The sequence below is a fragment of the Nocardioides euryhalodurans genome (assembly GCF_004564375.1).
GTDB lineage: Bacteria > Actinomycetota > Actinomycetes > Propionibacteriales > Nocardioidaceae > Nocardioides > Nocardioides euryhalodurans.
In genome coordinates this window covers 57,553-82,131 of sequence record NZ_CP038267.1, presented here as the reverse complement: position 1 = coordinate 82,131, position 24,579 = coordinate 57,553, and the positions used below count along the sequence as shown (strand labels likewise).

21 protein-coding genes and 1 tRNA gene are annotated in these 24,579 nt (G+C 70.9%); 6 read left to right on the top strand and 16 right to left on the bottom strand.

From position 1 onward, the window contains the following. Positions 1 to 10: 10 nt before the first annotated feature. The 5 genes from EXE57_RS00380 (at position 11) to EXE57_RS00360 (ending at position 4,967) form a co-directional block, all read left to right on the top strand. The gene (locus EXE57_RS00380) at positions 11 to 757 is read left to right on the top strand and encodes a DUF554 family protein (protein ID WP_135072963.1); all 747 of its coding nucleotides are present in this window, start codon (positions 11 to 13) and stop codon (positions 755 to 757) included. 103 nt (positions 758 to 860) lie between these two features. Then, positions 861 to 2,258, top strand: coding sequence for a branched-chain amino acid ABC transporter permease (locus EXE57_RS00375; protein WP_135072961.1), 1,398 nt, complete (start codon positions 861 to 863; stop codon positions 2,256 to 2,258). 13 nt (positions 2,259 to 2,271) lie between these two features. Next, positions 2,272 to 3,267 (top strand): branched-chain amino acid ABC transporter permease, encoded by a 996-nt coding sequence (locus EXE57_RS00370; RefSeq protein WP_135072959.1) that lies wholly within the window; start codon positions 2,272 to 2,274, stop codon positions 3,265 to 3,267. Beyond that, positions 3,257 to 4,198 carry an ABC transporter ATP-binding protein gene (locus EXE57_RS00365; RefSeq protein WP_135072957.1) on the top strand — a complete coding sequence of 314 codons (942 nt, stop codon included), beginning with the start codon at positions 3,257 to 3,259 and terminating at the stop codon, positions 4,196 to 4,198. Before EXE57_RS00370 ends, EXE57_RS00365 begins: the two co-directional genes overlap by 11 nt. Continuing rightward, on the top strand, positions 4,191 to 4,967 hold the full coding sequence (locus tag EXE57_RS00360) for an ABC transporter ATP-binding protein (RefSeq protein ID WP_208542919.1): 777 nt from the start codon (positions 4,191 to 4,193) through the stop codon (positions 4,965 to 4,967). Before EXE57_RS00365 ends, EXE57_RS00360 begins: the two co-directional genes overlap by 8 nt. Positions 4,968 to 5,086: 119 nt before the next feature. On the opposite strand, the gene EXE57_RS00355 is transcribed toward EXE57_RS00360, so the two are convergent. From EXE57_RS00355 to EXE57_RS00345, 3 genes are all read right to left on the bottom strand, one after another. Beyond that, positions 5,087 to 6,367 (bottom strand): ABC transporter substrate-binding protein, encoded by a 1,281-nt coding sequence (locus EXE57_RS00355; protein ID WP_135072953.1) that lies wholly within the window; start codon positions 6,365 to 6,367, stop codon positions 5,087 to 5,089. A 151-nt stretch (positions 6,368 to 6,518) separates the two neighbouring features. Continuing rightward, positions 6,519 to 7,058 (bottom strand): ANTAR domain-containing response regulator, encoded by a 540-nt coding sequence (locus tag EXE57_RS00350; protein ID WP_208543028.1) that lies wholly within the window; start codon positions 7,056 to 7,058, stop codon positions 6,519 to 6,521. Positions 7,059 to 7,133: 75 nt separating this feature from the next. Then, entirely contained in the window at positions 7,134 to 7,316 is a 183-nt protein-coding gene (locus EXE57_RS00345) for a hypothetical protein (protein ID WP_135072949.1), read from the bottom strand. Between the two features lie 88 nt (positions 7,317 to 7,404). Between EXE57_RS00345 and EXE57_RS00340 the strand changes: the two genes are divergently transcribed. Continuing rightward, positions 7,405 to 7,488, top strand: a tRNA-Leu gene (locus EXE57_RS00340). A gap of 253 nt (positions 7,489 to 7,741) precedes the next feature. Here EXE57_RS00340 and pyk read toward each other — a convergent pair. From pyk to EXE57_RS00275, 13 genes are all read right to left on the bottom strand, one after another. Further along, positions 7,742 to 9,193, bottom strand: coding sequence for a pyruvate kinase (pyk, locus tag EXE57_RS00335; protein WP_135072947.1), 1,452 nt, complete (start codon positions 9,191 to 9,193; stop codon positions 7,742 to 7,744). Between the two features lie 62 nt (positions 9,194 to 9,255). Next, positions 9,256 to 10,716 (bottom strand): glutamate synthase subunit beta, encoded by a 1,461-nt coding sequence (locus EXE57_RS00330; RefSeq protein WP_135072945.1) that lies wholly within the window; start codon positions 10,714 to 10,716, stop codon positions 9,256 to 9,258. Beyond that, a complete protein-coding gene (gene gltB / locus EXE57_RS00325) occupies positions 10,709 to 15,277 on the bottom strand; it encodes a glutamate synthase large subunit (protein WP_135072943.1) in 4,569 nt (1,522 codons plus the stop codon). The genes EXE57_RS00330 and gltB overlap by 8 nt, the downstream gene beginning before the upstream one ends. Positions 15,278 to 15,393: 116 nt before the next feature. Beyond that, on the bottom strand, positions 15,394 to 16,251 hold the full coding sequence (lgt, locus tag EXE57_RS00320) for a prolipoprotein diacylglyceryl transferase (RefSeq protein WP_135072941.1): 858 nt from the start codon (positions 16,249 to 16,251) through the stop codon (positions 15,394 to 15,396). Next, positions 16,251 to 16,859, bottom strand: a complete 609-nt coding sequence (locus EXE57_RS00315; protein WP_135072939.1) for an SCO family protein — start codon at positions 16,857 to 16,859, stop codon at positions 16,251 to 16,253. Before EXE57_RS00315 ends, lgt begins: the two co-directional genes overlap by 1 nt. Then, on the bottom strand, positions 16,852 to 17,652 hold the full coding sequence (trpA, locus tag EXE57_RS00310; RefSeq protein ID WP_135072937.1) for a tryptophan synthase subunit alpha: 801 nt from the start codon (positions 17,650 to 17,652) through the stop codon (positions 16,852 to 16,854). Before trpA ends, EXE57_RS00315 begins: the two co-directional genes overlap by 8 nt. Next, positions 17,649 to 18,899: a tryptophan synthase subunit beta gene (gene trpB / locus EXE57_RS00305; RefSeq protein WP_135072935.1), complete on the bottom strand. Its 1,251-nt coding sequence runs from the start codon at positions 18,897 to 18,899 to the stop codon at positions 17,649 to 17,651. The genes trpA and trpB overlap by 4 nt, the downstream gene beginning before the upstream one ends. Continuing rightward, positions 18,896 to 19,687, bottom strand: coding sequence for an indole-3-glycerol phosphate synthase TrpC (gene trpC / locus EXE57_RS00300; protein ID WP_135072933.1), 792 nt, complete (start codon positions 19,685 to 19,687; stop codon positions 18,896 to 18,898). The genes trpB and trpC overlap by 4 nt, the downstream gene beginning before the upstream one ends. A 10-nt stretch (positions 19,688 to 19,697) precedes the next feature. After that, positions 19,698 to 19,898 (bottom strand): HGxxPAAW family protein, encoded by a 201-nt coding sequence (locus EXE57_RS00295; RefSeq protein ID WP_135072931.1) that lies wholly within the window; start codon positions 19,896 to 19,898, stop codon positions 19,698 to 19,700. Positions 19,899 to 19,951: 53 nt separating this feature from the next. Next, positions 19,952 to 20,542, bottom strand: coding sequence for a Trp biosynthesis-associated membrane protein (locus tag EXE57_RS00290; protein WP_135072929.1), 591 nt, complete (start codon positions 20,540 to 20,542; stop codon positions 19,952 to 19,954). Further along, positions 20,535 to 20,882 carry a phosphoribosyl-AMP cyclohydrolase gene (gene hisI, locus EXE57_RS00285; RefSeq protein WP_135072927.1) on the bottom strand — a complete coding sequence of 116 codons (348 nt, stop codon included), beginning with the start codon at positions 20,880 to 20,882 and terminating at the stop codon, positions 20,535 to 20,537. The genes EXE57_RS00290 and hisI overlap by 8 nt, the downstream gene beginning before the upstream one ends. Before the next feature lie 27 nt (positions 20,883 to 20,909). Beyond that, positions 20,910 to 22,736: an ABC transporter ATP-binding protein gene (locus tag EXE57_RS00280; RefSeq protein ID WP_135072925.1), complete on the bottom strand. Its 1,827-nt coding sequence runs from the start codon at positions 22,734 to 22,736 to the stop codon at positions 20,910 to 20,912. Beyond that, complete coding sequence (locus EXE57_RS00275; RefSeq protein ID WP_135072923.1) at positions 22,733 to 24,553, bottom strand: ABC transporter ATP-binding protein; 1,821 nt, start codon at positions 24,551 to 24,553, stop codon at positions 22,733 to 22,735. Before EXE57_RS00275 ends, EXE57_RS00280 begins: the two co-directional genes overlap by 4 nt. Positions 24,554 to 24,579: the final 26 nt, after the last annotated feature.

The window sequence follows — 24,579 nt, the reverse complement described above, 5'->3', positions numbered from 1 at the left end:
GAGGAGTCCCTTGTTTCCCGGAATCGGCACCGTCGTCAACGTCGTGGCGGTGCTGGTCGGCGCCGGCCTCGGAGTGCTCCTCGGGCACCGGCTCCCGCAGCGCACCCGGGACGTCGTGACCGACGGCCTGGGCCTGGTCACGGCCGTGATCGCGATGCTGTCGGCCTTCGCCGTGACCGACGCGGTCCTGGTCGCCGAGATCGGCCCCAGCGCCCCCGTCCTGGTCGTGCTCGGATCGGTGCTGCTCGGCGGCATCGTGGGGTCGCTGCTGCACCTCGAGCGCCGCGTGGAGGGGCTCGGGGGCTGGCTGCAGTCGCGGCTGACCTCCGAGACCGGCTCCGCCGAGCGGCACCGCTTCATCGAGGGGTTCGTCGCCTCGTCGCTGATCTTCTGCACCGGTCCGCTGACGATCCTCGGGTCGCTCAACGACGGGCTGGGCCGCGGCGCCGACGAGCTCTACCTCAAGTCGGTGCTCGACGGCTTCGCGGCGATGGCCTTCGCCGCCACGTTCGGGTGGGGGGTCGCGGCCAGCGTCGTGACGGTGGTGGTCGTGCAGGGCAGCCTCACCGTGGTGGGGGTGCTGCTCGGCGACGTGCTGCCCACGGCGTACGTCGCCGGGCTCACCGCGACCGGCGGCGTGCTGCTGCTGGGCGTGGCCCTGAGGCTGCTCCGGATCCGGGAGGTCCCGGTCGCCGACCTGCTCCCGGCGCTGCTGGTCGCCCCCTTCCTGGTCGCGCTCGCGGCCACGCTTCGGTAACGCCTCGGCAACGCCGCGGTCGGCCCTCTCACCGTGAGGGCCTCGCAGGGTCTAGGGTTCCTGACCAACCAACGCCCGACCCCGGGCGCCGGAACGGAGGGACATGCACACTCCACGATCACGGCTCGTCGTCGCGGTCGGAGCACTGCTCGCACTGCTCGGCATCGCCTTGGCGACCGCCAGCAGCTCGGTGGCGGCGACCGCCTCCCCGGCCTCCGCGGCAGGGATGAGCGGCGCGGCCTCCGAATGCGCGCTCCCGACCCCGACCGACGACGACACGATCTCGATCCTCGGCCGCATCTGCGACCGCCGCGAGACGCCCCAGGTGGGCGTCGAGGGCGTCGACGTGACCGTCGAGGACGAGGAGGGCGCAGTGGTCGGCGAGGCCACCAGCGGCGCCGACGGCACCTTCGTGATCGACCTCCCGGGCGACGCGGTGTCCCTGCTGGGCAGCAGCTTCACGGTCTCGCTCGACGAGGAGTCCCTCCCGGAGGACACCGAGCCCGAGGTCCTGAGCCGCACCGTGCCCATCAACCTCGACAACGACCAGTCCGTCACCTTCCCGATCGGCGAAGCCGGCGCAGCGGGGGCCGGCTTCGCGGTCGAGGCCCTCCAGCTCACCGTCGGCGGCCTGGTCTTCTCCTCGCTGCTGGCGATGGCGGCCCTCGGCCTGTCGATGATCTTCGGCACGACCGGGCTCACCAACTTCTCCCACGGAGAGCTGATCACCTTCGGGGCCCTGGTGGCCTACGCCTTCGACCAGCTGCCGGGGGAGGTCACCGTCGGCGGCGTCAACATCACGATCGCCGTCGGCGTCGTGGTCGCCTTCATCGTCTCCGGTGCCTTCGGCTGGCTCAACGACGCCGCGCTGTGGCGGCCGCTGCGGCACCGCGGCACCGGCATCATCGCGATGATGATCGTGAGCATCGGTCTCTCGATCTTCCTCCGCAACCTCTACCAGTACTTCGCCGGCGCGCAGAGCCGCAACTACTCCCAGTACTCGGCGGTCACGCCGCTGGAGATCGGGCCGCTGCTGATCACCCCGAAGGAGATCATCGTCTTCGTGGTGGCCATGGCGGCGCTGCTGGTCACGACGGCCCTGCTCCAGTACACCCGGATCGGCAAGGCGACCCGCGCGGTCGCCGACAACCCGGCGCTGTCCGCCTCCACCGGCATCAACGTGGAGCGGGTGATCTCGATCGTGTGGATCGGGGGCACGGCCCTCGCGGGGCTGTCCGGGGCGTTGCTGGGCCTGACCCAGGGGTTCGACTACCAGATCGGCTTCAAGATCCTGCTGCTCGTCTTCGCCGCCGTCGTGCTCGGTGGCCTCGGCACGATCTGGGGCGCCATCGTCGGCGCCTTCATCATCGGACTCTTCACGGAGCTCACGACGCTGTTCGTGCCGGCCGAGTTCAAGTTCGTGGGCGCACTGCTGGTGCTGATCGTGGTGCTGCTCATCCGACCGCAAGGGCTGCTCGGCAAGGCCCAGCGGGTCGGCTGAGGAAGGACGGGACATGGACTTCACAACTATCCTGAGCGACTCGCTGCAGCAGGCGTTCGGCCCGACCGCCATCATCTACTGCCTGGCGGCGATCGGCCTCAACGTCCACTTCGGCTACACCGGACTGCTCAACTTCGGCCAGGCCGGCTTCATGATGGTCGCCGGCTACTCGCTCGCCGGCGCCGTGACCATCTTCTCGTCGTCCCTGTGGCTCGGCGTGGTGGTCGGGCTCCTCCTCACCGTCGTGCTCGCACTGCTGCTCGGTGTGCCGACGCTGCGGCTGCGGGCCGACTACCTCGCGATCGTCACGATCGCGGCGGCCGAGATCATCCGGCAGACGATCAGTGCCGCCACCTTCTCGGATACCTTCGGCGGCCAGGACGGCGTCACCGACTTCATCAGCGGCTTCCGGGCCGTCAACCCCTACTCCGACCCCCTCGACCTCGGGATCGTGAAGTGGAGCGCGTACGACACGTGGGTGATGACGGTCGGCTGGTCCATGGTCGCCCTCTCGTGCCTGGTCGTGTGGCTGCTCATGCGCAGTCCGTGGGGCCGGGTCCTCAAGTCGATCCGTGAGGACGAGGACGCCGTGCGCTCGCTCGGCAAGAACGTCTACTCCTACAAGATGCAGTCGCTGATCATCGGCGGCCTGTTCGGTGCGCTCGCCGGCTTCATGGTGTCGCTCCGCTCGGCCGCCGTCGGTCCGTCGTTCTTCGCCACCGACGTGACCTTCTTCGCCTACACGGTGCTGCTGATCGGTGGCGCCGCGCGAGTGCTCGGCCCGGTCGCCGGCTCGATCATCTTCTGGTTCCTCATCACGGGGCTCGGCACCTTCTTCAGCCAGGCGACGCGAGGCGCCGACCCGCTCATCCCCGCCGCGATCATGGACTCGCAGCAGGCCAGCCTGATGCGGTTCATCTTCCTCGGCCTGGGTCTGATGCTGCTCATGATCTTCCGACCACAAGGGATCTTCGGAGACCGAAGGGAGCTGGCGCTCGATGCCCGCTGACGCGACCACCACCACCGGGGCCGGGGACCTCTCCGCCGCCCGCAAGGCGCTCCAGGACGTACCCCACGAGCCGGGGGCGCCCAAGCCCGACCCGATCCTCGTCGCCGACGACATCGTGCGTCAGTTCGGCGGCCTGACCGCCGTCGACGTCAAGCACTTCGAGGTGCAGCGCGGCGTGATCACGGCACTGATCGGGCCCAACGGTGCCGGCAAGACGACCTTCTTCAACCTGCTGACCGGCTTCGACCGGCCCAGCTCGGGGAGCTGGGCGTTCAACGGCACCTCGCTGAACAAGGTCGCCGCCTACAAGGTGTCGCGGATGGGCATGGTCCGCACCTTCCAGCTGACCAAGGTGCTCTCGAAGCTCACCGTGATCGAGAACATGCGGGTCGGGGCCACCAAGCAGCGCGGCGAGGGCCTCTTCTCAGCCATGTTCGCCCCACTCTGGCGCAGCCAGGAGAGCGCCAACACCAAGCGGGCCGACGCGCTGCTCGAGCGCTTCCTGCTGATCAAGAAGCGCGAGGACTTCGCCGGCTCGCTCTCGGGAGGACAGCGCAAGCTGCTCGAGATGGCCCGAGCCCTCATGGCCGACCCCGAGCTGGTGATGCTCGACGAGCCGATGGCGGGCGTCAACCCCGCCCTGAAGCAGTCGCTGCTCGGCCACGTGAAGTCGCTGCGCGACGAGGGCCGTACGGTCCTGTTCGTCGAGCACGACATGGACATGGTCCGCGACATCTCCGACTGGGTCGTCGTCATGGCCCAGGGACAGATCGTCGCCGAGGGACCGCCGGACTCCGTGATGAGCAACCAGAGCGTCATCGACGCCTACCTCGGTTCCCACCACGACCAGGACATCAGCGAGGACCTCGAGGAGAAGATCCTCGCCGAGGCCCAGGCCGAGATCGATCACGAGGAGGACCACCGTGGCTGACACCGACGCGCCCGCGGTCGACCGGAGCGCACACCTCAAGGGAGCCGAGGGGGCGGTGCTGCGGGCGGACGACCTGATCGCCGGCTACCTCCCCGGCGTCAACATCCTCAACGGCGCCGACCTCTACTGCCAGGAGGGGGAGCTGGTCGGCATCATCGGCCCCAACGGCGCCGGCAAGTCCACGCTGCTCAAGGCGCTCTTCGGCCTGGTCAAGATCAAGACCGGGACGGTCACGCTGAAGGGCGAGGACATCACCAACAAGCGTGCCGACGCGCTGGTGACCAAGGGGATCGGCTTCGTGCCGCAGACCAACAACGTCTTCCCCTCCCTCACCATCCAGGAGAACCTCGAGATGGGCGCCTACCAGCGGCCCTCGTCGTTCAAGAAGCGCTTCGAGTTCGTCGGTGAGCTGTTTCCGGCCCTGATCGACCGCCGCAGCCAGCGGGCCGGCTCGCTCTCGGGCGGTGAGCGCCAGATGGTGGCCATGGGCCGCGCCCTGATGATGGAGCCGTCGGTGCTGCTGCTCGACGAGCCCTCGGCCGGCCTCTCCCCCGTCATGCAGGACGAGGTGTTCGTCCAGACGCGGCGGATCAACCGCACCGGCGTCTCGGTGATCATGGTCGAGCAGAACGCCAGCCGCTGCCTCCAGATCGCCGACCGCGGCTACGTCCTCGACCAGGGCCGCAACGCCTACACCGGCACCGGCCGCGAGCTCGCCAAGGACCCCAAGGTCATCGAGCTCTACCTCGGCACGCTGGCCAAGAAGTAGCCCGTCCGTCGCGCCGGGTCGCACCACTGCCGGCGCGACGACGCCGGCCCCGGACGACGAAGAACCCCCCGGCCCGCAGGCCGGGGGGTTCTTGCGTGTGGTGCGCTACTGCGAGGAGGTCACTCGACCAGTCCGGAGACCGTGTCGACCTGCTCGTAGGTGTTGCCCTTCGAGTACTCGTTGATGCCGATGGTGCCGGACGCCGGCGAACCGGAGTCGTTCATGTCGGTCGGACCGCTGGCACCTTCGTAGTCGATGTCCTCGCCGTCCTCGAGGAGCTGAGCGCACTCCTCGAACGTCGAGCACTGGGTGCCCTCACGGGTGACGTTGATGATCTCGGCGCCGATGGCCTCGCCCGAGTCGTCACCGGCGGCGATCGCAGCCAGACCGATGATCATCGCAGCGTCGTAGGACTGCGGACCGTAGCTGAAGTCCTTCAGCTTGGGGTCGATCTCGAGCAGACGGTCGTTGAACCCCGGGTCCGGGTCGCCGGAGACGGGCAGCGTGCCCTTGACACCGGTGAGGTCGAAGTTCTCGGCCGAGTAGTCGGCCAGGTTGCCGTCCACGAAGTAGATCTGGATGTCCTGCGGGCCGATCCCCTTGGCGATCAGCTGCGGGATGATCTTCGTGGTCTCCTCGAAGGCGACCAGCACGAGCGCGTCAGGCTTGGCCGCCGCGATCTTGTTGACCTCCGCGGTGTAGTTCTGGGCGTCCGCGGCGTAGAGGACGTACTCGGCGACCGTGGCGCCCTTCTCCTCCAGCGTCGTCTGGACCTGCTCGGCCAGACCCTCACCGTAGAAGTCCTGGCGAGCCATCACGGCGACGTTGGAGAAGCCGTCCTCGACCGCGAGGTTGGCGAGCACCTGGCCCTGCAGCCGGTCCGACGGGGCGGTCCGGAAGTAGAGGCCGTTGTCGTCGTAGGTGTCGAAGCCCGCGGCGGTGTTGGCCGGCGAGAAGTGGACGGTGCCGTTGCCGGTGATCTTGTCGATCACGCTCACGGACACACCGGACGCAGCGGCACCGATGATGGCGTCGACGTCCTGGTTGAAGAGCTTGTCCACCTCGGCACCCGCGATGTCGGGCGTGCCGTCGCCGGAGTCCGCCTCGATGTTGACGACGTCCTGGCCGAGCACGCCGCCGGCGGCGTTCATGTCCTCGACGGCGAGGTTGACACCGGCGAACTCGGGCGGGCCGAGGAACGCCAGGTCACCGGTCTGGGGCAGCAGCGAGCCGAGGGTGAGGGTGCCGTCGCCCGTGGGCGCAGCCTCCGACTCCGTCTCCTCGCTGGTGTTCGGGTCTGCAGCCTCGTCCGGCTCGTCACTACCGCCACAGGCGGAGAGGACGATCGCGGACGCTGCGAGCGCCACGCCGAGTCGGCGGGCACGGGACGTGCGGATCATGGGGCCTCCGGCTCACTAGTCAACTCCGGACGTCCTGCGTCCGGAACTTGGGCCAGAAAGTATCGCTGTCGGGACACCATTTGGAACCACTTGCGCATAACGGTTGGTGTCGTTGCCCATTTGTGACCAAACCGTTGGGACCCGGTGGCCCTCAGGTTCCCGTCACGCCCGGACCGTGGGTGACGACGCCCTGGGCCACCTCGCGCATGGACAGCCGCAGGTCCATCGCCGTCTTCTGGATCCAGCGGAAGGCGTCGGGCTCGGTCAGCGAGAGCTCGCTCTGGAGCACCGCCTTGGCACGGTCGACCAGCTTGCGGGTCTCGAGCCGGTCCTGGAGGTCGGCGACCTCCTCCTCCAGCGCGTGGAGCTCGGTGAAGCGGCTCACCGCCATCTCGATGGCCGGCACCAGGTCGGTCGGCGAGAAGGGCTTGACGAGGTAGGCCATCGCGCCGGCGTCGCGGGCCCGGTCGACCAGCTCGCGCTGCGAGAACGCCGTGAGGATCACCACCGGCGCGATCCGCTCGGCCGCGATCCGCTCGGCGGCGGCGATGCCGTCGAGGACGGGCATCTTGACGTCCAGGATCACCAGGTCGGGACGCAGCTCCTGGGCCAGCGCCACGGCCCGGGCACCGTCGCCGGCCTGGCCGACGACGTCGTACCCCTGCTCCACGAGCATCTCGGCGAGGTCCATGCGGATCAGCGCCTCGTCCTCCGCGATGACGACGCGTCGGGGGGCCTGCGGGGCGGTCTGGCTCACCCGCTCAGGTTAGCGAGCGACCTCCACCCGGTGCGCATCGAGGGCGGGGGCCGGTGCTGCGTGACGAGTGCGGAGGTAGAGCTCGACGTCCTCCCGCTCCACGCGCCTCCGGCTCAGCGCCGTCGTCGCCGCCCGCGCGTTGGCCACCGCCTGCTCGTTGCTGCTGACGCCCCACTGCCACGGTGCCCGCACGACCCCACCTCCTTTATGTCTACTGTTTCAATAGACTTTAGCCGGTGGGCCGGCGGCTGCCAAGGGTCCGCTAACGTTTCGTCGCCACGCCGGGTTGGTGGAACAGGCAGACACTGCGCACTCAAAATGCGTTGCCCTCACGGGCGTGCGGGTTCGAGTCCCGCACCCGGCACTGTCAGTCGTGCCGGGCACGCTCACGTCCGTGCCCCATGTCCGGCCGCAAGCCACCGTCGACAGCGCCCTGCGCGCACGAGTACTCACGGTGGCAGTTCGCCAACCACTCCGCCGACATCGTGGCGTCGTGCGCCTCGGCGCTCGACATCGCCGATGTTGCCTGACGCCGATCGAGCTGGAAGACACTCAGCGTGTCGAAGCGCGATGCGGTCGCGCGCCTCGATGCGCTGATCGGTCCCAAGTCGCGAGGGTCAGCGGGTGCGGCGCCGGTACGCCGGGGCCACCTCGTTGATCGCGTCGCCCATCCGATGGATCCGCAGCGCGTTGGTCGAGCCGGGGATGCCCGGCGGGCTGCCGGCGATGATCACGACCAGCTCGCCCTCCTTGACCCGACCGATCTTGAGCAGCTGCTCGTCGACCTGGCGCACCATCTCGTCGGTGTGCTCGACCGCGTCGGTGCGGAAGGTCTCGACGCCCCACGTGAGCGCCAGCTGGCAGCGCACCTTGTCCTCGGGCGTGAACGCCAGCACCGGCACCGGTCCCCGCAGCCGCGCAAGGCGGCGGGCGGAGTCGCCGGACTGGGTGAAGGCGACGAGGTAGGCAGCGCCCACGCGCTCGGCCACCTCGGCGGCAGCCTTGGCGATCACTCCCCCGCGGGTCCGAGGCTGCCAGTCGATGCTGGCCACGGCGCCGGGGTCGTGCTTCTCGACCTCCACGACGATGCGCTGCATCGTGCGGACCGCCTCGAGGGGGTGCTTGCCGACGCTGGTCTCACCCGAGAGCATCACCGCGTCCGCGCCGTCGAGGACGGCGTTGGCGACGTCGGAGGCCTCGGCCCGGGTCGGCTTGGGGTTCGAGATCATCGACTCGAGCATCTGGGTCGCGACGATGACCGGCTTGGCGTTGCGGCGCGCCTTCTCGACGACCCGCTTCTGCAGCAGCGGGACCTGCTCGAGCGGGCACTCCACCCCGAGGTCGCCGCGCGCCACCATGAAGCCGTCGAAGGCCTTGATCACCTCGTCGAGGTTGTCGATCGCCTGCGGCTTCTCGATCTTGGCGATGACCGGCAGCGAGACACCCTCCTCACGCATGATCTCGTGCACCCGCTCGATGTCGCTGGCGCTGCGGACGAAGGAGAGGGCGATGAAGTCGACGGAGATCCGCAGCGCCCAGCGCAGGTCGTCCTCGTCCTTCTCCGACAGTGCTGGGACGCTCACCGCGACGCCCGGCAGGTTGATGCCCTTGTTGTCGCTGACCGGTCCCCCGACCTCGACCTCGGTGTGGACGTCCTGCCCGTCGACCTCGACCACCCGCAGGTGGATCTTGCCGTCGTCGATGAGCACCTGGTCGCCCGCGGCCACGTCGCCCGGGAGGCCGGCGTACGTCGTCCCGCACTCCTTGACGTCGCCGGGGACGTCGCGCGTGGTGATGGTGAACCGGGCGCCGTCCTCGAGCTCCACGGGCCCGTCGGCGAAGGTCGCGAGCCGGATCTTGGGACCCTGCAGGTCCGCGAAGATCGCGACGCCCTTCCCGGAGGTGTCCGCGGCGTCGCGGACCCGCAGGTAGGCCTTCTCGTGGTCCGCGTGCTTGCCGTGGCTCATGTTGAGCCGGGCGACGTCCATGCCCGCGTCGATCAGCTCGCGGATCGTCTCCGGGTCACTGGTCGCAGGGCCGAGGGTGCATACGATCTTCGCTTTCGCCACGTGCTCAACCCTAACAGTTTGATCGTTCCAACACCCGGGACTCCGGACGCCGGACCTCCGGTTCAGGCGGTGATCGGCCGCGCCGTCGGCGGGATCGGCGAGGGCAGGTTGGTCGAACCGGTGAGGTGCCGGTCGACCGCGGCCGCGGCCGCCCTCCCCTCCGCGATCGCCCAGACGATCAGCGACTGGCCACGACCCGCGTCACCGGCGACGAAGACCCCGTCGACCGACGAGGCGTACTGGCCGTCCCGCACGATGTTGCCGCGGTCGTCGAGCTCGACCCCGAGCTCCTCGACCAGACCCGGCTGCTCCGGGCCGGTGAAGCCCATCGCGAGCAGCACCAGGTCGGCCGGGATCTCGCGCTCGGTGCCCTCGACGGGCTGGAACTTGGCGTCGACGTCGACCAGCTTCAGCGCCCGGACCCGACCCTCGTCGTCGGCGAGGAACTCCTGGGTGGAGGCCGCGTAGACCCGGTCACCCCCCTCCTCGTGCGCCGAGGAGACCCGGAAGGTCATCGGGTACGTCGGCCACGGCTGGCCGTCGGGACGCGACTCCGGGGGTTGCGCCATGATCTCGAGCTGCGTGATCGACGCGGCCTGCTGACGGATCGCGGTGCCGAGGCAGTCGGCGCCCGTGTCGCCGCCGCCGATGATCACCACGTGCTTGCCGTCCGCGCGGATCTGGCCCTCGACCTCCTCGCCGAGGGAGACCCGGTTGGACTGCGGCAGGAACTCCATCGCCTGGTGGATGCCGGCCAGGTCGCGGCCGGGCACGGGCAGGTCGCGGCCGACCGTCGAGCCGACGGCCAGCACGATCGCGTCGTAGCGGTCGCGCAGCACCTGTGCGGTGAGCTGGGCCGACCCGACGTCGATGCCGGCCCGGAAGACGGTGCCCTCCCGCCGCATCTGGTCCAGGCGCCGGTCGAGGTGCTTCTTCTCCATCTTGAACTCGGGGATGCCGTAGCGCAGCAGCCCGCCGATCTTGTCGGCCCGCTCGTAGACCGCCACGGTGTGCCCCGCGCGGGTGAGCTGCTGGGCGGCGGCCAGGCCCGCGGGCCCGGAGCCGATCACGGCCACCGTGCGGCCCGACAGCCACTCGGGTGGCTGCGGGCGTACCGACCCGGACTCCCAGGCGCGGTCGATGATCGAGACCTCGACGTTCTTGATGGTGACGGGGTCCTGGTTGATGCCGAGCACGCAGGCCGGCTCGCACGGGGCCGGGCACAGCCGCCCGGTGAACTCCGGGAAGTTGTTGGTGGCGTGCAGCCGCTCGATCGCGCCGTCCCAGTCGTCGCGCCAGACCAGGTCGTTCCACTCGGGGATCAGGTTGCCCAGCGGGCAGCCCTGGTGGCAGAACGGGATGCCGCAGTCCATGCAGCGGCCGGCCTGGGTGTTGATGATCGGCAGCAGGGCCCGGCCCACCCCGTCGGGGTAGACCTCGTCCCAGTCGTTGACGCGCTCCTCGACGGGCCGGCGGGTCGCGACCTCGCGGCCGTGCTTGAGGAATCCCTTGGGGTCAGCCATGAAGCACCTCCATGATCCTGGCATCGGCCTCGTCGGCGTCGAGGCCCTCGGCCTCGGCCTCGGCTCGGACGTCGAGCACGCGCTGGAAGTCGCGCGGCATCACCCGCGTGAAGCGGGCCAGCGACGCGTCCCAGTCGGCGAGCAGCTCCTCGGCGACGGTGGAGCCGGTCTCCTCGTGGTGACGGGTGACCAGGTCGTGCAGCTCGTCGTGGGCGCTGGTGTCCTCGAACTCGGCCAGCGGCTGCAGCTCGACCAGCTCGCGGTTGACCCGATGCTCGTCGAGGTCGAGCACGAAGGCGTACCCGCCGGACATGCCGGCGGCGAAGTTGCGGCCCGTCGACCCGAGGATCGCGACCCGGCCGCCGGTCATGTACTCACAACCGTGGTCACCCACGCCCTCGACGACCGCGGTGGCACCGGAGTTGCGGACGCAGAACCGCTCCCCCACCTGGCCGCGGAGGAAGACCTCGCCGCTGGTGGCGCCGTACGCGATGACGTTGCCGGCGATGATCTGCCGCTCGGCGTCGAAGGTGGCCCCCCGGTCGGGACGGACGACGATCCGGCCACCGGAGAGTCCCTTGGCGACGTAGTCGTTGGCGTCGCCCTCGAGCCGCAGCGTGACTCCCCGGGGCAGGAACGCCCCGAACGACTGGCCCGCCGACCCGAGGAAGGTCAGGTCGATGGTGCCGTCGGGCAGGCCCTCGGCGCGGTAGCGGCGGGTGACCTCGTGACCGAGGATCGTGCCGACGGTCCGGTTGACGTTGCGGATCTCCAGCTGCGCCCGCACCGGCTCGCCCCGCTCGAGGGCGGGCTCGGCGATCCGGAGCAGCTCGTTGTCGAGCGCCTTGTCCAGACCGTGGTCCTGACTCCCGGTGCAGCGGAGGTGCTGGCCCTCGAACTGGCCGAACTCCCCGGCCACGGTGGCCTGGTGGAGGATCGGCGTGAGGTCCATCCCGGCGGCCTTCCAGTGGTGCACCGCCCGGCCGACGTCGAGCGCGTCGACCCGGCCGATGGCCTCGTCGAGGCTCCGGAAGCCGAGCTCGGCGAGGAGCTCGCGCACCTCCTGGGCGATGTACTCGAAGAACGTCACCACGAACTCCGGCTTGCCGCTGTATCGCTTGCGGAGCACGGGGTTCTGGGTGGCGACGCCGACCGGGCAGGTGTCGAGGTGGCAGACCCGCATCATGATGCAGCCCGAGACCACGAGCGGCGCGGTCGCGAAGCCGTACTCCTCGGCACCGAGGAGGGCGGCGATGACGACGTCGCGGCCGGTCTTGAGCTGGCCGTCCGTCTGGACGACGATCCGGTCGCGCAGCCCGTTGAGGAGCAGCGTCTGCTGGGTCTCGGCCAGGCCGAGCTCCCACGGACCTCCGGCGTGCTTGAGCGAGGTCAGCGGCGAGGCGCCGGTGCCGCCGTCGTGGCCGGAGATGAGCACGACGTCGGCGTGCGCCTTGGAGACGCCCGCCGCGACCGTGCCGACCCCGACCTCCGAGACCAGCTTGACGTGCACCCGCGCGCTCGGGTTGGCGTTCTTGAGGTCGTGGATCAGCTGTGCGAGGTCCTCGATGGAGTAGATGTCGTGGTGAGGGGGCGGACTGATCAGTCCCACGCCCGGCGTGGAGTAGCGCGTCTTGGCGACCCACGGATAGACCTTGTTGCCGGGCAGCTGGCCGCCCTCGCCGGGCTTGGCGCCCTGCGCCATCTTGATCTGGATGTCGTCGGCGTTGGTGAGGTACTCGGAGGTGACACCGAACCGTCCCGACGCGACCTGCTTGATCGCGCTGCGTCGCTCGGGGTCGTGGAGCCGGTCGGAGTCCTCCCCGCCCTCGCCGGTGTTCGACTTCGCACCCAGCCGGTTCATCGCGATCGCAAGGGTCTCGTGGGCCTCCTTGCTGATGGACCCGTAGGACATCGCGCCCGTCGAGAAGCGCTTGACGATCTCGGAGGCCGGCTCGACCTCCTCGATCGGGATCGGCTCACGGTCACCGGCGAAGCGGAACAGGCCACGCAGCGTCATCAGCCGCAGTGCCTGGTCGTCCACGCGCTGGGTGTACTGCTTGAAGATGTCGTACTGCCCGGTGCGGGTGGCGTGCTGGAGCCGGAAGACCGTCTCGGGGTCGAAGAGGTGCGGTTCCCCCTCACGACGCCACTGGTACTCGCCGCCGATGGCGAGCTGCCGGTGGGAGGGGGCGATGCCGGCCCGGGGGTACGCCACGGCGTGGCGGCGGGCGACCTCCTCGGCGATCGTGTCGAGCTCGATGCCACCGAGCTTGGAGGTGGTGCCGGTGAAGTACTTGTCGACGACCGCCTGCGAGAGGCCGACGGCCTCGAAGATCTGGGCGCCGGTGTAGGACGCCACGGTGGAGACGCCCATCTTGGACATCACCTTGAGCACCCCCTTGCCGAGCGCCTTCACCAAGTTGGCCATCGCCTGCTCCGGCTCCGCGGTGACGTAGTAGGCGTCGCGGGCCAGGTCCTCGACGCTCTCCATGGCGAGGTAGGGGTTGACCGCAGCCGCGCCGTACCCGATGAGGAGCGCGACGTGGTGCACCTCGCGCACGTCGCCGGCCTCGACCACGAGACCGACCTGGGTACGGGTCTTCTCGCGCACCAGGTGGTGGTGGACCGCGCCGGTGAGCAGCAGCGACGGGATCGGCGCCAGCTCCTGGGTGGAGTGGCGGTCGGAGAGCACGATCACGCGGGCGCCGTCGGCGATCGCGGCGGACACCTCGCGGCAGATCTCGTCGATCCGCTCGGCCATCGCGGCACCGCCGCGCTCGACGTCGTAGAGGCCGCGCGAGACGTGGGTGATGAAGCCCGGCATGTCGCCGTCACGGTTGATGTGGCGGATCTTGGCCAGGTCGTCGTTGGAGATGACCGGGAACGGCAGCACCACCTGCCGGCACGAGGCGGGCGCCGGCTCGAGCAGGTTGGCCTCCGGGCCGATGGTGCCGGCCAGCGAGGTCACGAGCTCCTCGCGGATCGCGTCCAGCGGCGGGTTCGTGACCTGGGCGAAGAGCTGGCTGAAGTAGTCGAACAGCAGCCGCGGCTTGTCGCTCAGCGCCGCGATCGGGGTGTCGGTGCCCATCGAGCCGAGCGGCTCGGCGCCGGTGTTCGCCATCGGCGAGAGCAGCACCCGCAGCTGCTCCTCGGTGTAGCCGAAGATCTGCTGGCGGCGGGTGACCGAGGCGTGGGTGTGGACGATGTGCTCGCGGTCCGGCAGGTCGTCGAGGTGGATCAGCCCGGCGTGGAGCCACTCGTCGTAGGGGTTCTCGGCGGCGAGCTCCGACTTGATCTCCTCGTCCTCGATGATCCGGTGCTCGTCGGTGTCGACGAGGAACATGCGGCCCGGCTTGAGCCGGCCCTTGCGGGTGATCGTGGCCGGGTCCAGCTCGAGCACGCCGACCTCGGAGGCCAGCACGACCAGCCCGTCGTCGGTGACCCAGTAGCGGGAGGGACGCAGCCCGTTGCGGTCGAGGACCGCGCCGATCTGGGTGCCGTCGGTGAAGACCACGCACGCAGGGCCGTCCCACGGCTCCATCATCGAGGAGTGGAAGCGGTAGAAGGCGCGCCGGGCGGGGTCCATCTCGGCGTGGTTCTCCCACGCCTCGGGGATCATCATCAGCACCGAGTGGGGCAGCGACCTGCCGCCGAGGTGGAGCAGCTCGAGCACCTCGTCGAACGAGGCCGAGTCCGACGCCCCCGGCGTGCAGATCGGGAACAGCCGGTCGAGGTCGCCCGAGATCAGGTCCGACTCGAGCAGCGCCTCGCGCGCCCGCATCCAGTTGCGGTTGCCCATGACGGTGTTGATCTCGCCGTTGTGGGCGATGAACCGGAACGGGTGGGCCAGCGGCCAGCTCGGGAAGGTGTTCGTGGAGAAGCGGGAGTGCACGACCGCCAGCGCCGAGGCGACCCGCTCGTCGAGCAGGTCGGGGTAGAAGTGGTCGAGCTGCTCGGTGGTCAGCATCCCCTTGTAGACCAGGGTGCGCGAGGACAGGGAGGGGAAGTACGTCCCCGTCTCCTTCTCGGCCCGCTTGCGCAGGCAGAACGCCTGCCGCTCCAGCGCCATCCCCGCGACCCGGGCGTTGGCGCCGGCGACGAAGACCTGGCTGAAGGTCGGCATCACGCTCAGCGCGGTGGCCCCCAGCACGTCGGCCTCGGTCGGCACGTCGCGCCAACCCAGGACGGCGAGTCCCTCCTCGGCGGCGAGCTCCTCGATCCGGCTGCGCGCCTTGGTGGCCTTCTCCTCGTCGCCCGGGAGGAAGGCGGTGCCGACGGCGTACGAGCCGTGGGTGGGGAGCTCGAAGTCGACCTCGGCCCGCAGGAAGGCGTCGGGGACCTGCATCAGGATGCCGGCACCGTCGCCGGAGTTCGGCTCGGCGCCCGCGGCGCCGCGGTGGTCGAGGTTGCGCAGCGCCGTGAGCGCCTTGGCCACGATGTCGTGGCTGGCCTCGCCGGTCAGCGTGGCCACGAACGCGACCCCGCAGGCGTCGTGCTCGTGGCGCGGGTCGTAGAGGCCCTGTGCAGGAGGGATGTGCGGCGGGAACGCGTGCGATGACACTGGGTCGTTCTCCCGTCGTCGTCGGTCGCCGACCCTCCCGGGGGAGCGTGCGACGAGTCAGCTGAAGCGGATGCCACGCAGGGGACGACGTTGGCCCAAGGCGCTCGGCAACGCTATCACCCGGTCGCGGTGGGCTCCTGCTCGTCTCTCGCCTGACGAACGACCGTCTCCCGACCGGGGTAGCGGCGCGCGGACCACACGAACCAGGCCGCCGCGGCCAGGAACAGCACGATCGAGGTCCAGACGTTGAGCCGCAGGCCGAGCACGTCGTTCATCTGGACGTCGTCGATGCGAAGCATCTCGATCCAGCCACGACCGAGCGTGTAGGCCATCACGTAGAGCGCCACGACGCGGCCGTGACCGAGCCGGAACCGGCGGTCCGCCCAGACCACGACGGCGAAGGCGGCGAGGTTCCAGAGGAACTCGTAGAGGAACGTCGGGTGGAAGGTCGCGACCTCGAGGTAGCCGACCGGGCGGAAGTCTGCAGCGATCTCGAGCCCCCACGGCAGGTCGGTGGGGCGCCCGAAGAGCTCCTGGTTGAAGTAGTTGCCCCAGCGACCGATCGCCTGCGCGACCAGGATCCCGGGGGCGATGGCGTCGAGCAGCGGGAGGACCTTGATGCCCTTGACCTTGGCGCCGACGATCACGCCGACCGCGCCCAGCGAGATGGCGCCCCAGATGCCGAGCCCGCCCTGCCAGACGTAGAGCGCTCCCCAGGGGTTGTCGGGGAAGTAGAGCTGCCAGTCGGTGGCGACGTGGTAGAGCCGGCCCCCGACGAGCCCGAAGGGCACCGCCCAGATCGCCAGGTCGGTGACCTCCCCCTTCTCGCCGCCGCGCGCGACCCAGCGTCGCTCGCCGATCCAGATCGCCGCGACGATGCCGAGGATGATCGCGAGGGCGTAGGCCCGCAGCGGGAACGGTCCGAGGTACCAGACGCCGTTGTCGGGACTCGGGATGCTCCAGAGCGTGACCATCAGACCTCTCCGGTCAGCAGGGTGTGGACGTCCTGGGCGAACTCCTCGGCGGAGGTGCCCTCGGTCCACACGATCGGGGCCCGGTCCTCGGCGTCGACGCCGATCACCTGGGTGCTGTGGGTGACCTCGTAGCCGCCGCTGGGGAGCTTCTCGCCCTTCTCGACGGCGACCCCGAGGTCCAGGCCGATGTCGGTGATCGTGTCGAGGTCACCGGTGAGACCGACGAACGCGGGGTCGAAGCGGTCGAGGTAGTCGCGCAGTGCCGCCTCGTCGTCGCGGGCCGGGTCGGTGGTCACGAACACCACCTGGACGTCCTCGCGGTCGGCCTCGTCGAGGCGGGTCAGCGCGCTGCTGAGGCTCGACATCACGATCTGGCAGATGTCGGGGCAGTTGGTGTAGCCGAAGAAGACCAGCGTGAGCCGCTCGTCGGTGTCCGCGGCCAGCGAGAACGGCTCGCCGTCGGTGTCGACCAGCGCGGTGTCGGGGACGACGTACGGCTCGGTGAGGACCGCCCCGCTGACGTCCCCCTCGGCCGGGGCGTCGGAGCCGCAGCCGGCGAGCAGGACGAGCGAGAGCAGGGCGACGAGGACGACGAAGCTCCTACGCACGCCTCACGCCCCCGGCCAGGTCCTCGGTGAGCGCCTCGAGCGCCCGCAGCCCGGCGGCCCGGTCACCGGGGTGGTCGAGCAGCGTGCGGACGAAGGCGGAGCCGACGATCACGCCGTCGGCGTACGACGCCACCTCGGCGGCCTGGTCGCCGTTGCTGACGCCCAGCCCGACCGCGACGGGCAGCTCGGTGACCGCGCGGGTGCGTGCGACGAGCGGCCCCGCCAGGTCGCTGGTGGTGGTCCGGGCGCCGGTCACACCCATCACGGCGGTGGCGTAGACGAAGCCGCGGCAGGCCTTCGTGGTCATGGCGATCCGGTCCTCGGTCGAGCTGGGGGCGACGAGGAAGACCTTGTCGAGGTCGTGGGCGTCCGCGGCAGCGATCCACTCGGCGCCGCTGTCGGGGGTGAGGTCGGGCGTGATCAGGCCCGCTCCCCCGGCACTCGCGAGGTCGGCCGCGAACCGCTCGACGCCGTAGCGCTCGACGGGGTTCCAGTAGGTCATCACCACCGTGGGCGTGCCGGTCGCGGCGACAGCCTCGACCGTGCGGAGCACGTCGGTCGTCCGCACACCGCCCTCGAGCGCCTGCTGCGCAGCCGCCTGGATGGTCGGGCCGTCCATGACCGGGTCGCTGTAGGGCAGCCCGACCTCGATCACGTCGCAGCCAGCGCCGACCAGCGCGGTCAGCGCCTCGATGCCGCCTGGGACGTCGGGGAAACCGGCCGGCAGGTAGCCGACGAGGGCTGCCCTGCCCTCGCCGCGGGCCTTGTCGAAGGCGGACGCCGTGGTGTTCATCCGATCGGCTCCTCGGTCGCTGACTCGGGGTCGAGGCCGAACCACTCGATGGCCGTCCCCATGTCCTTGTCGCCGCGGCCGCTCAGGTTGACCAGCATGATCGCCTCGGGGCCCTTCTCCTCGGCGAGGCGGCGGGCCGCGTCGAAGGCGCCGGCGAGCGCGTGGGCCGACTCGATCGCGGGGATGATGCCCTCGGTCCGGCTCAGCAGCGCCATCGCGTCCATCGCCTCGCGGTCGGTCACCGGGACGTACGTCGCGCGGCCGGTCGAGGACAGGTGGGCGTGCTGGGGGCCGACCCCGGGGTAGTCGAGGCCTGCGGAGATGGAGTGGGACTCGACGGTCTGGCCGTCGTCGTCCTGCAGCACGAAGGTCCGCGCCCCGTGGAGCACCCCGGGTGCGCCGGCCGAGATGGTGGCGGCGTGACGACCGGTCTCGACGCCGTCGCCGGCGGGCTCGAGCCCGAGGATCGCGACGTCCGGGTCGTCGAGGAACGCGGTGAAGAGCCCGATGGCGTTGGAGCCGCCCCCGACGCAGGCCGCCACGGTGTCGGGCAGCCGGCCCCAGTGGTCGAGGCACTGCGCGCGGGCCTCGTCGCCGATGCCGCGGCACAGGTCGCGCACCATGCTCGGGAACGGGTGGGGACCGGCGGCCGTGCCGAAGAGGTACGCGGTGTGGTCGACGCTGGCGACCCAGTCGCGCAGCGCCTCGTTGATGGCGTCCTTGAGAGTCGCGCTGCCGGAGGACACCGGCACCACGGTGGACCCGAGCAGCTTCATCCGTGCCACGTTGAGCGCCTGGCGCCGGGTGTCGACCTCGCCCATGTAGACGGTGCAGTCCAGCCCGAAGTACGCCGCGGCGGTGGCCGCGGCCACGCCGTGCTGGCCGGCGCCGGTCTCGGCGATCACGCGCGGCTTGCCCATCCGCCGGGTCAGCAGTGCCTGGCCGAGCACGTTGCGGATCTTGTGGGCGCCCGTGTGGTTGAGGTCCTCGCGCTTGAGCAGCAGGGTCACGCCGAGCTGCTCGCTGAGGCGTTCGGCGTGGTAGAGCGGGCTCGGCGTGTTGGCGAACTCGCGCAGGATCGCCTCGAAGTCCCGCTGGAAACCCGGGTCCGCCTTGGCGTCCTGCCAGGCGGCGTCGAGCTCGTCGAGCGCGGCGACCAGCGCCTCGGGCATGAAGCGACCGCCCCACTGGCCGAAGTAGCCCCGCTCGTCGGCGTCCCAGCCGAGGGCGGTGTCGTCGGCGGTCATCGCGTCACTCCTGTCGTCCCGGTCATGGCGGCCACGGCGGCCGCGGGGTCCCCGCCCCTGACCAGAGCCTCCCCCACCAACACAACCCGGGCCCCTGCGGCGACGTACGACGCCACGTCGGCGGGGCCGGTGATCCCGGACTCGGCGACCAGCACGCGGTCCTCGGGCACGAGGGGCGCGAGCCGTGCGAAGGCGCCGGGATCGACCTCGAGGGTCTTGAGGTTGCGGGCGTTGATGCCGACCAGCTCGGCGCCGAGGGCGACGGCCCGCTCGGTCTCGGCCTCGTCGTGGACCTCCACGAGCACGGTCAGCCCGAGCGTCCGGGCCTCGTCGTGGAGCAGGCGCAGCCGGTCGTCGTCGAGCGCCGCCACGATCAGCAGCGCGAGGTCCGCACCGGCGGCGCGGGCCTCGAGCAGCTGGTAGGGCTCGACCATGAAGTCCTTGCGCAGCAGGGGCGTGTCGACCGCGGCCCGCACGGCGCGGAGGTCGTCGAGGCTGCCGCCGAAGCGACGCTCCTCGGTGAGGACGCTGATCGCGGCCGCCCCGCCCGCGGCGTAGCGGCGCGCGAGGTCGGCCGGGTCGGGGATGTCGGCGAGGTCGCCCTTGCTGGGACTGCGTCGCTTGACCTCGGCGATCACGCTGCAGCCGGGGTCGCGGAAGTGGGGCATCGGGTCCCGGGGCGGATCCACGTCGGCCAGCGCGGCACGCAGGTCCGCGTCAGGGGTCACCGCACGGCGGCGGTCGAGGTCGATCCGTACCCCGGCGACGATGTCGTCGAGCACGGACATGGTGAGGTCCTCAGTGGTCGGAGCTGTTGAGACCCATCCTGGCCATCACGGCGAACACCACGAGGGCGGCGACGCCGAGGGCGCAACCGACCCAGAACAGCGTCATGCTGACCGGGTCGAGCATCAGGCCCACACCGCCGACGATGAAACCGAGCATCGCCACCGTGACGCCGGTCCAGGCGGCGGGGGTGTTGCCGTGGTTGTCAGCCATGCGGGTGCTCCTCGATGCGGGTGGGCGGTGCGGGGCAAGTGTAGTGAAACCGCTCAGGCGGTCGGGTCACGGCCCTCGTCCATCGACTTCCACAGGTCGATGCTCGACTGCTCCTCCAGAGGTACGTCGGCCACACCTCGCCCGCCGGGGGCGTCGTAGCGGCTCCCCATCTCCGGCCAGGCCGGGCACCACGCGACGGCGAGGACGGTCGCCACGACCGAGGCGAGCGCCCCGAGGGCCGCGGCCCAGAACCACCCCGTCGTCTCGGTGAGCCCGACGTCGGTGCGGGTCGCCCCGGTGGGGAACGCCTCGAGCACCTGGTCGGGCAGCGTGAGGTAGCCGGACACGACCGCCGCGACCAGCCCGAGCGAGACCAGGCACGCCAGCACGAGCACCGCCCGGCGTACGACCCGGCGGGTCACCAGCACCACGCCCCAGCAGGCGAGCACCACCAGCCCCAGCGCGAGCGCGAGCGGCATCTCCCCGGCCTCGGACACCTGGCCGAGCGGGTCGCTCCCCTCCGGCACCGAACGGTCGACGACCCATGCCTGGTTGCCTGCGAGCGAGACGAGCAGGCCCGCGGCGAGGCCGAGGGCCACGACCGGCCCGAACGTACGCCTCCGCCCGGCGGCGGGCTCAGCCATCCCCGAGCACCAGGTCGGCGTCGAAGCAGGTGCGGTCGCCGGTGTGGCAGGCGACGCCGGTCTGGTCGACCTTGACCAGCAGGGTGTCGCCGTCGCAGTCGAGCCGGATCTCGTGGACGTCCTGGACGTGGCCCGAGGTCTCGCCCTTGACCCAGTACTCCTGGCGCGAGCGCGACCAGTACGTCGCCCGGCCGGTCTCGAGGGTCCGGGCCAGCGCCTCGTCGTCCATCCAGCCGAGCATCAGCACCTCGCCGGTGTCGTGCTGCTGGACCACCGCCGGCACCAGGCCCTCGGCGGTCCGCTTGAGGCGGGCGGCGATCGCGGGGTCGAGATCGGTCATGCGCCCATCATCCCACCGGACCGGTCGTCAGCCCGCCCCGCCCGCGGGTGCCCTCTGGGCGACCCAGGAGGCATAGAGGCCGGCGTAGACCGACCCCTCCTCGGCTGCCAGCCGCGCGTGGGGACCACGCTGCACGATCCGGCCACGGTCGACCACGACGACCTCGTCGGCGCTCTCGGCCGTCGACAGCCGGTGGGCGATGGTGACGCTGGTGCGGCCCGACATCAACCGCTCCAGCGCCCGGGCTATCCGCATCTCCAGTTGCGGGTCGACGGCGCTGGTGGCCTCGTCGAGCACGAGCAGGTCGGGGTCGGCGAGGTGGGCGCGGAGCAGGGCGACCAGCTGGCGCTCCCCCGCCGACAGCGACTCGCCGCGCTGGCCGACCTGCGTCTCGAGGCCGCGGGGCAGGCCGTCGAGCCAGTCGCTGAGGCCGAGCTCGGCGGCACTGGCACGGATCTCCGCCTCGGTCGCGTCGAGCTTGCCGTAGCGGACGTTGGCCGTGATCGTGTCGTCGAAGAGGAAGCCCTCCTGCGGGACCAGCACCACGCTGGACCTGAGGCTGCGCTGGGCGAGGTCGCGGACGTCGATGCCGTCGAGCAGCACCGCACCCCGCGAGGGGTCCATCAGCCTGGTCAGCAGCTTGGCGAAGGTCGACTTGCCGGAACCGGTCTCGCCGACGATGGCGATGCGGGTGCCGGAGTCGATGGTCATCGACACGTCGTGGAGCACCGGCGACCCGCCCGGGTAGGCGAAGGTCACGCCGTCGAAGGTGACGTCGATCGGGCCGCGCGGCAGCACCTGGCCGTCCTCGCCGGGGTCGACGAGGTCGGCCGGGGTCTCCAGGATGCCGATCACCCGGCGCCAGCTCGCGATGGCGTTCTGGGCGTCGGTGAGGATCTGGGTGCCCATCTGGACGGGTCCGACGAAGAGGGTCACCAGGAAGGCGAAGGCCAGCACCCGGCCCGCGGTCATGTCTCCGGTGAAGCCGAGCATCACGCCCACGATGATCACGCCGGCGTTGGCCAGCCCGGCGGAGATGCCGCCGAGGGAGAACGACACCACGGTGTACTGCTGGGCCTTCACGCTGGCGGCCTTGAACTCGTCGATCGCGGTGTCGATGCGGTGCTGGGTACGGTCCTCGACGGCGTAGGCGCGGACCACCTCGGCGCCGACGACCGGCTCCGAGATCGCCGAGAGCAGCACGCCGACCTGGCGGCGTACGACGGCGTAGGCCGCGGTCAGCTTGCGCTGGAACCAGCGGATCGAGAGGAACAGCGGCGCGAACGCGACCCACACCACGATCGTGAGCTGCCAGCTGTAGACGAGCATGATCGCGGTCGCGACCAGGATCTGGCCGATGCTGACGATGAAGATCAGGCCACCGAAGACCAGGAACTGGCTGACCTGGTCGACGTCGGTGGTCACCCGGGAGACCAGGGCGCCGCGACGCTCGGTGTTCTGAGTCAGCAGAGGCAGGTCGTGGACGTGGCGGAACGCCTTGATCCGCAAGGTGGCGAGGCCGCGTTCGGAGGTGCGGAAGAGCCGGCTGGTCATGAGGTAGGAGGCGGCGCTGGTGAGCACGATGCCCACGAAGCAGACCAGCCCGATCAGGACCACGAAGGACACGTCGGGACCGCCGTCGCCCCGGAGCCCCTGGTCGAGGGTCTGCTGCACCGCGATCGGCACGATCACCTGGCCGAAGGACGCGATGACGGCCAGCAGCAGGGTGAGCCGGAAGCCCTCCTTGAGCTCGGGGCTGATCGCGACCCCGCGGCGGATGGTCTCGATCGGGGCGAGGTCCTCGCCGGTGTCGAGGCGGGTGCCGCTCGTCGGCTCCGTCGTCGCGGTGCTCATCGGCGCTCCCCCGCACGCTCGCCGGCCGACTCGGCGGCCTCGTGGGCGGCCTGCTCGTAGGCGTTGACCAGCCGGGCGTACGCGGGGCTGCGGCCGAGCAGCTCGGCATGGGTGCCCCGGTCGGCGACCCGGCCACCCGCGAGGTGGATCACCTCGTCGGCGAGCCCGATCGTGGCCTTGCGGTAGGCGACGACGACCACGGTGCCGCCCCGGTCGTCGGCCCGCAGCGTCTGGAGGATCCGGGCCTCGACCTCGGGATCGACCGCCGACGTCGCGTCGTCGAGGATCAGCAGCCGTGGGCGTCGGACGAGGGCGCGGGCCAGCGAGATGCGCTGCCGCTGGCCACCGGACAGGGACGTGCCGCGCTCGCCCAGGCGGCTGTCGAGGCCGTCGGGCAGGGCCGCCACGAAGCCGTCCGCCTCGGCGGCGCGCAGCGCCTCCCAGACCTCCTCGTCGGGCAGGTCGGCACCGAGCGTGACGTTGTCGCGGACCGTGTCGTCGAACAGGAACGCGGTCTGACCCACCACGGACACCGAGCCGGCCAGCTCGCCGCGGGCCAGGTCGCGCAGGTCGACACCGTCGACGAGCACCCGGCCCCGGTCGGGGTCGAAGAGCCGGGTGAGCAGGTTGGTGAGGGTGCTCTTGCCCGAGGCGGTGGCGCCGACGAGCGCGACCGTCCGGCCGGGCTCGACGTCGAAGCTGACCCCGTCCAGGAGCGGGGCGTCCTCCTCGAAGGAGTAGGCCAGCCGGTCGACCTCGAGCCGGGCGCCGGAACCGTCGGCGGCCAGCGCGCGCTCGCCGTACGCCATGGCGCCGGTGGCCTCCACCACCCGCTGGGCGCGGTGGTAGCCGACCACGCTGCGGGGGAACTCCCCGAGCAGCCAGCCGATGGAGCGGATCGGGAAGGACACGATCGTCAGCAGGTAGGCGACGGTCACGACGTCGCCGGCGTCGGAGGCTCCACTGATCACGCGCGCGGTCCCCACCGCGAGGACCACCAGCACCCCGATGTTGGGCAGCGAGGCGAGGGTGGGGTCGAAGGCGGCCCGGATCCGGCCGGCCCGGACGTTGACGTCGCGCAGCTCGTGGGCCTTGCGGCGGAAGCGCTCGGTCTCCTCCCCCTCACGGCCCAGGGTCTTGACCACCAGGGCGCCGTCGAAGGACTCGTGGGCGATCTCGCTCACCTCGGCGCGGAGGCCCTGGGCGCGCGTCATCAGCGGGGAGGCGAGGCGCTGGTAGGCGAGGTTGGCGACCACGACCGCGGGGAAGACCAGCAGCCCGACCAGCGCCAGCACGACGTCGGCGAGCAGCATCTGCACGATGGCGATGACCATCATCACGAGCGTGCCCACCGCCATCGGCAGCGGCGCGATGGGACCCCAGGCCGCCTCGACGTCGGAGTAGGCGTTGGAGAGCAGCTGCCCCGTCGGGTGGCGCTGGTGCCACTCCATGGGGAGCGAGAGGTACTGGCGCGTGACCGCACGGCGGGTGTGCGCCTGCATGCGGTACTGCATGATGCCGGCGCCGAGGCGGCGGGCCACGATGCCGACCGCGCGCAGCAGGGCGACGCCGAGGAAGAGGGCGAGGACGGCCCACAACAGGCTGCTGTCGACCTCGCCGGTGGCGAAGGCGGGGATCACGACGTGGTCGGTGGCCCACCCGAGCACCCAGGCGTCGGCGACGGTCAGCGCCCCGAAGAGCACGCTCCCGACGGTGGAGAGGGCGAAGATGCCGGGCTCCCGCCTGATGGCGACGCCGAGTACGGCGAACCCCTCACGCGTCGTCGACCCGCGGTGCTCGCTCCACTCGTCCGCCACTTTGGCCCAGGCTCCCCTCGTCCGTC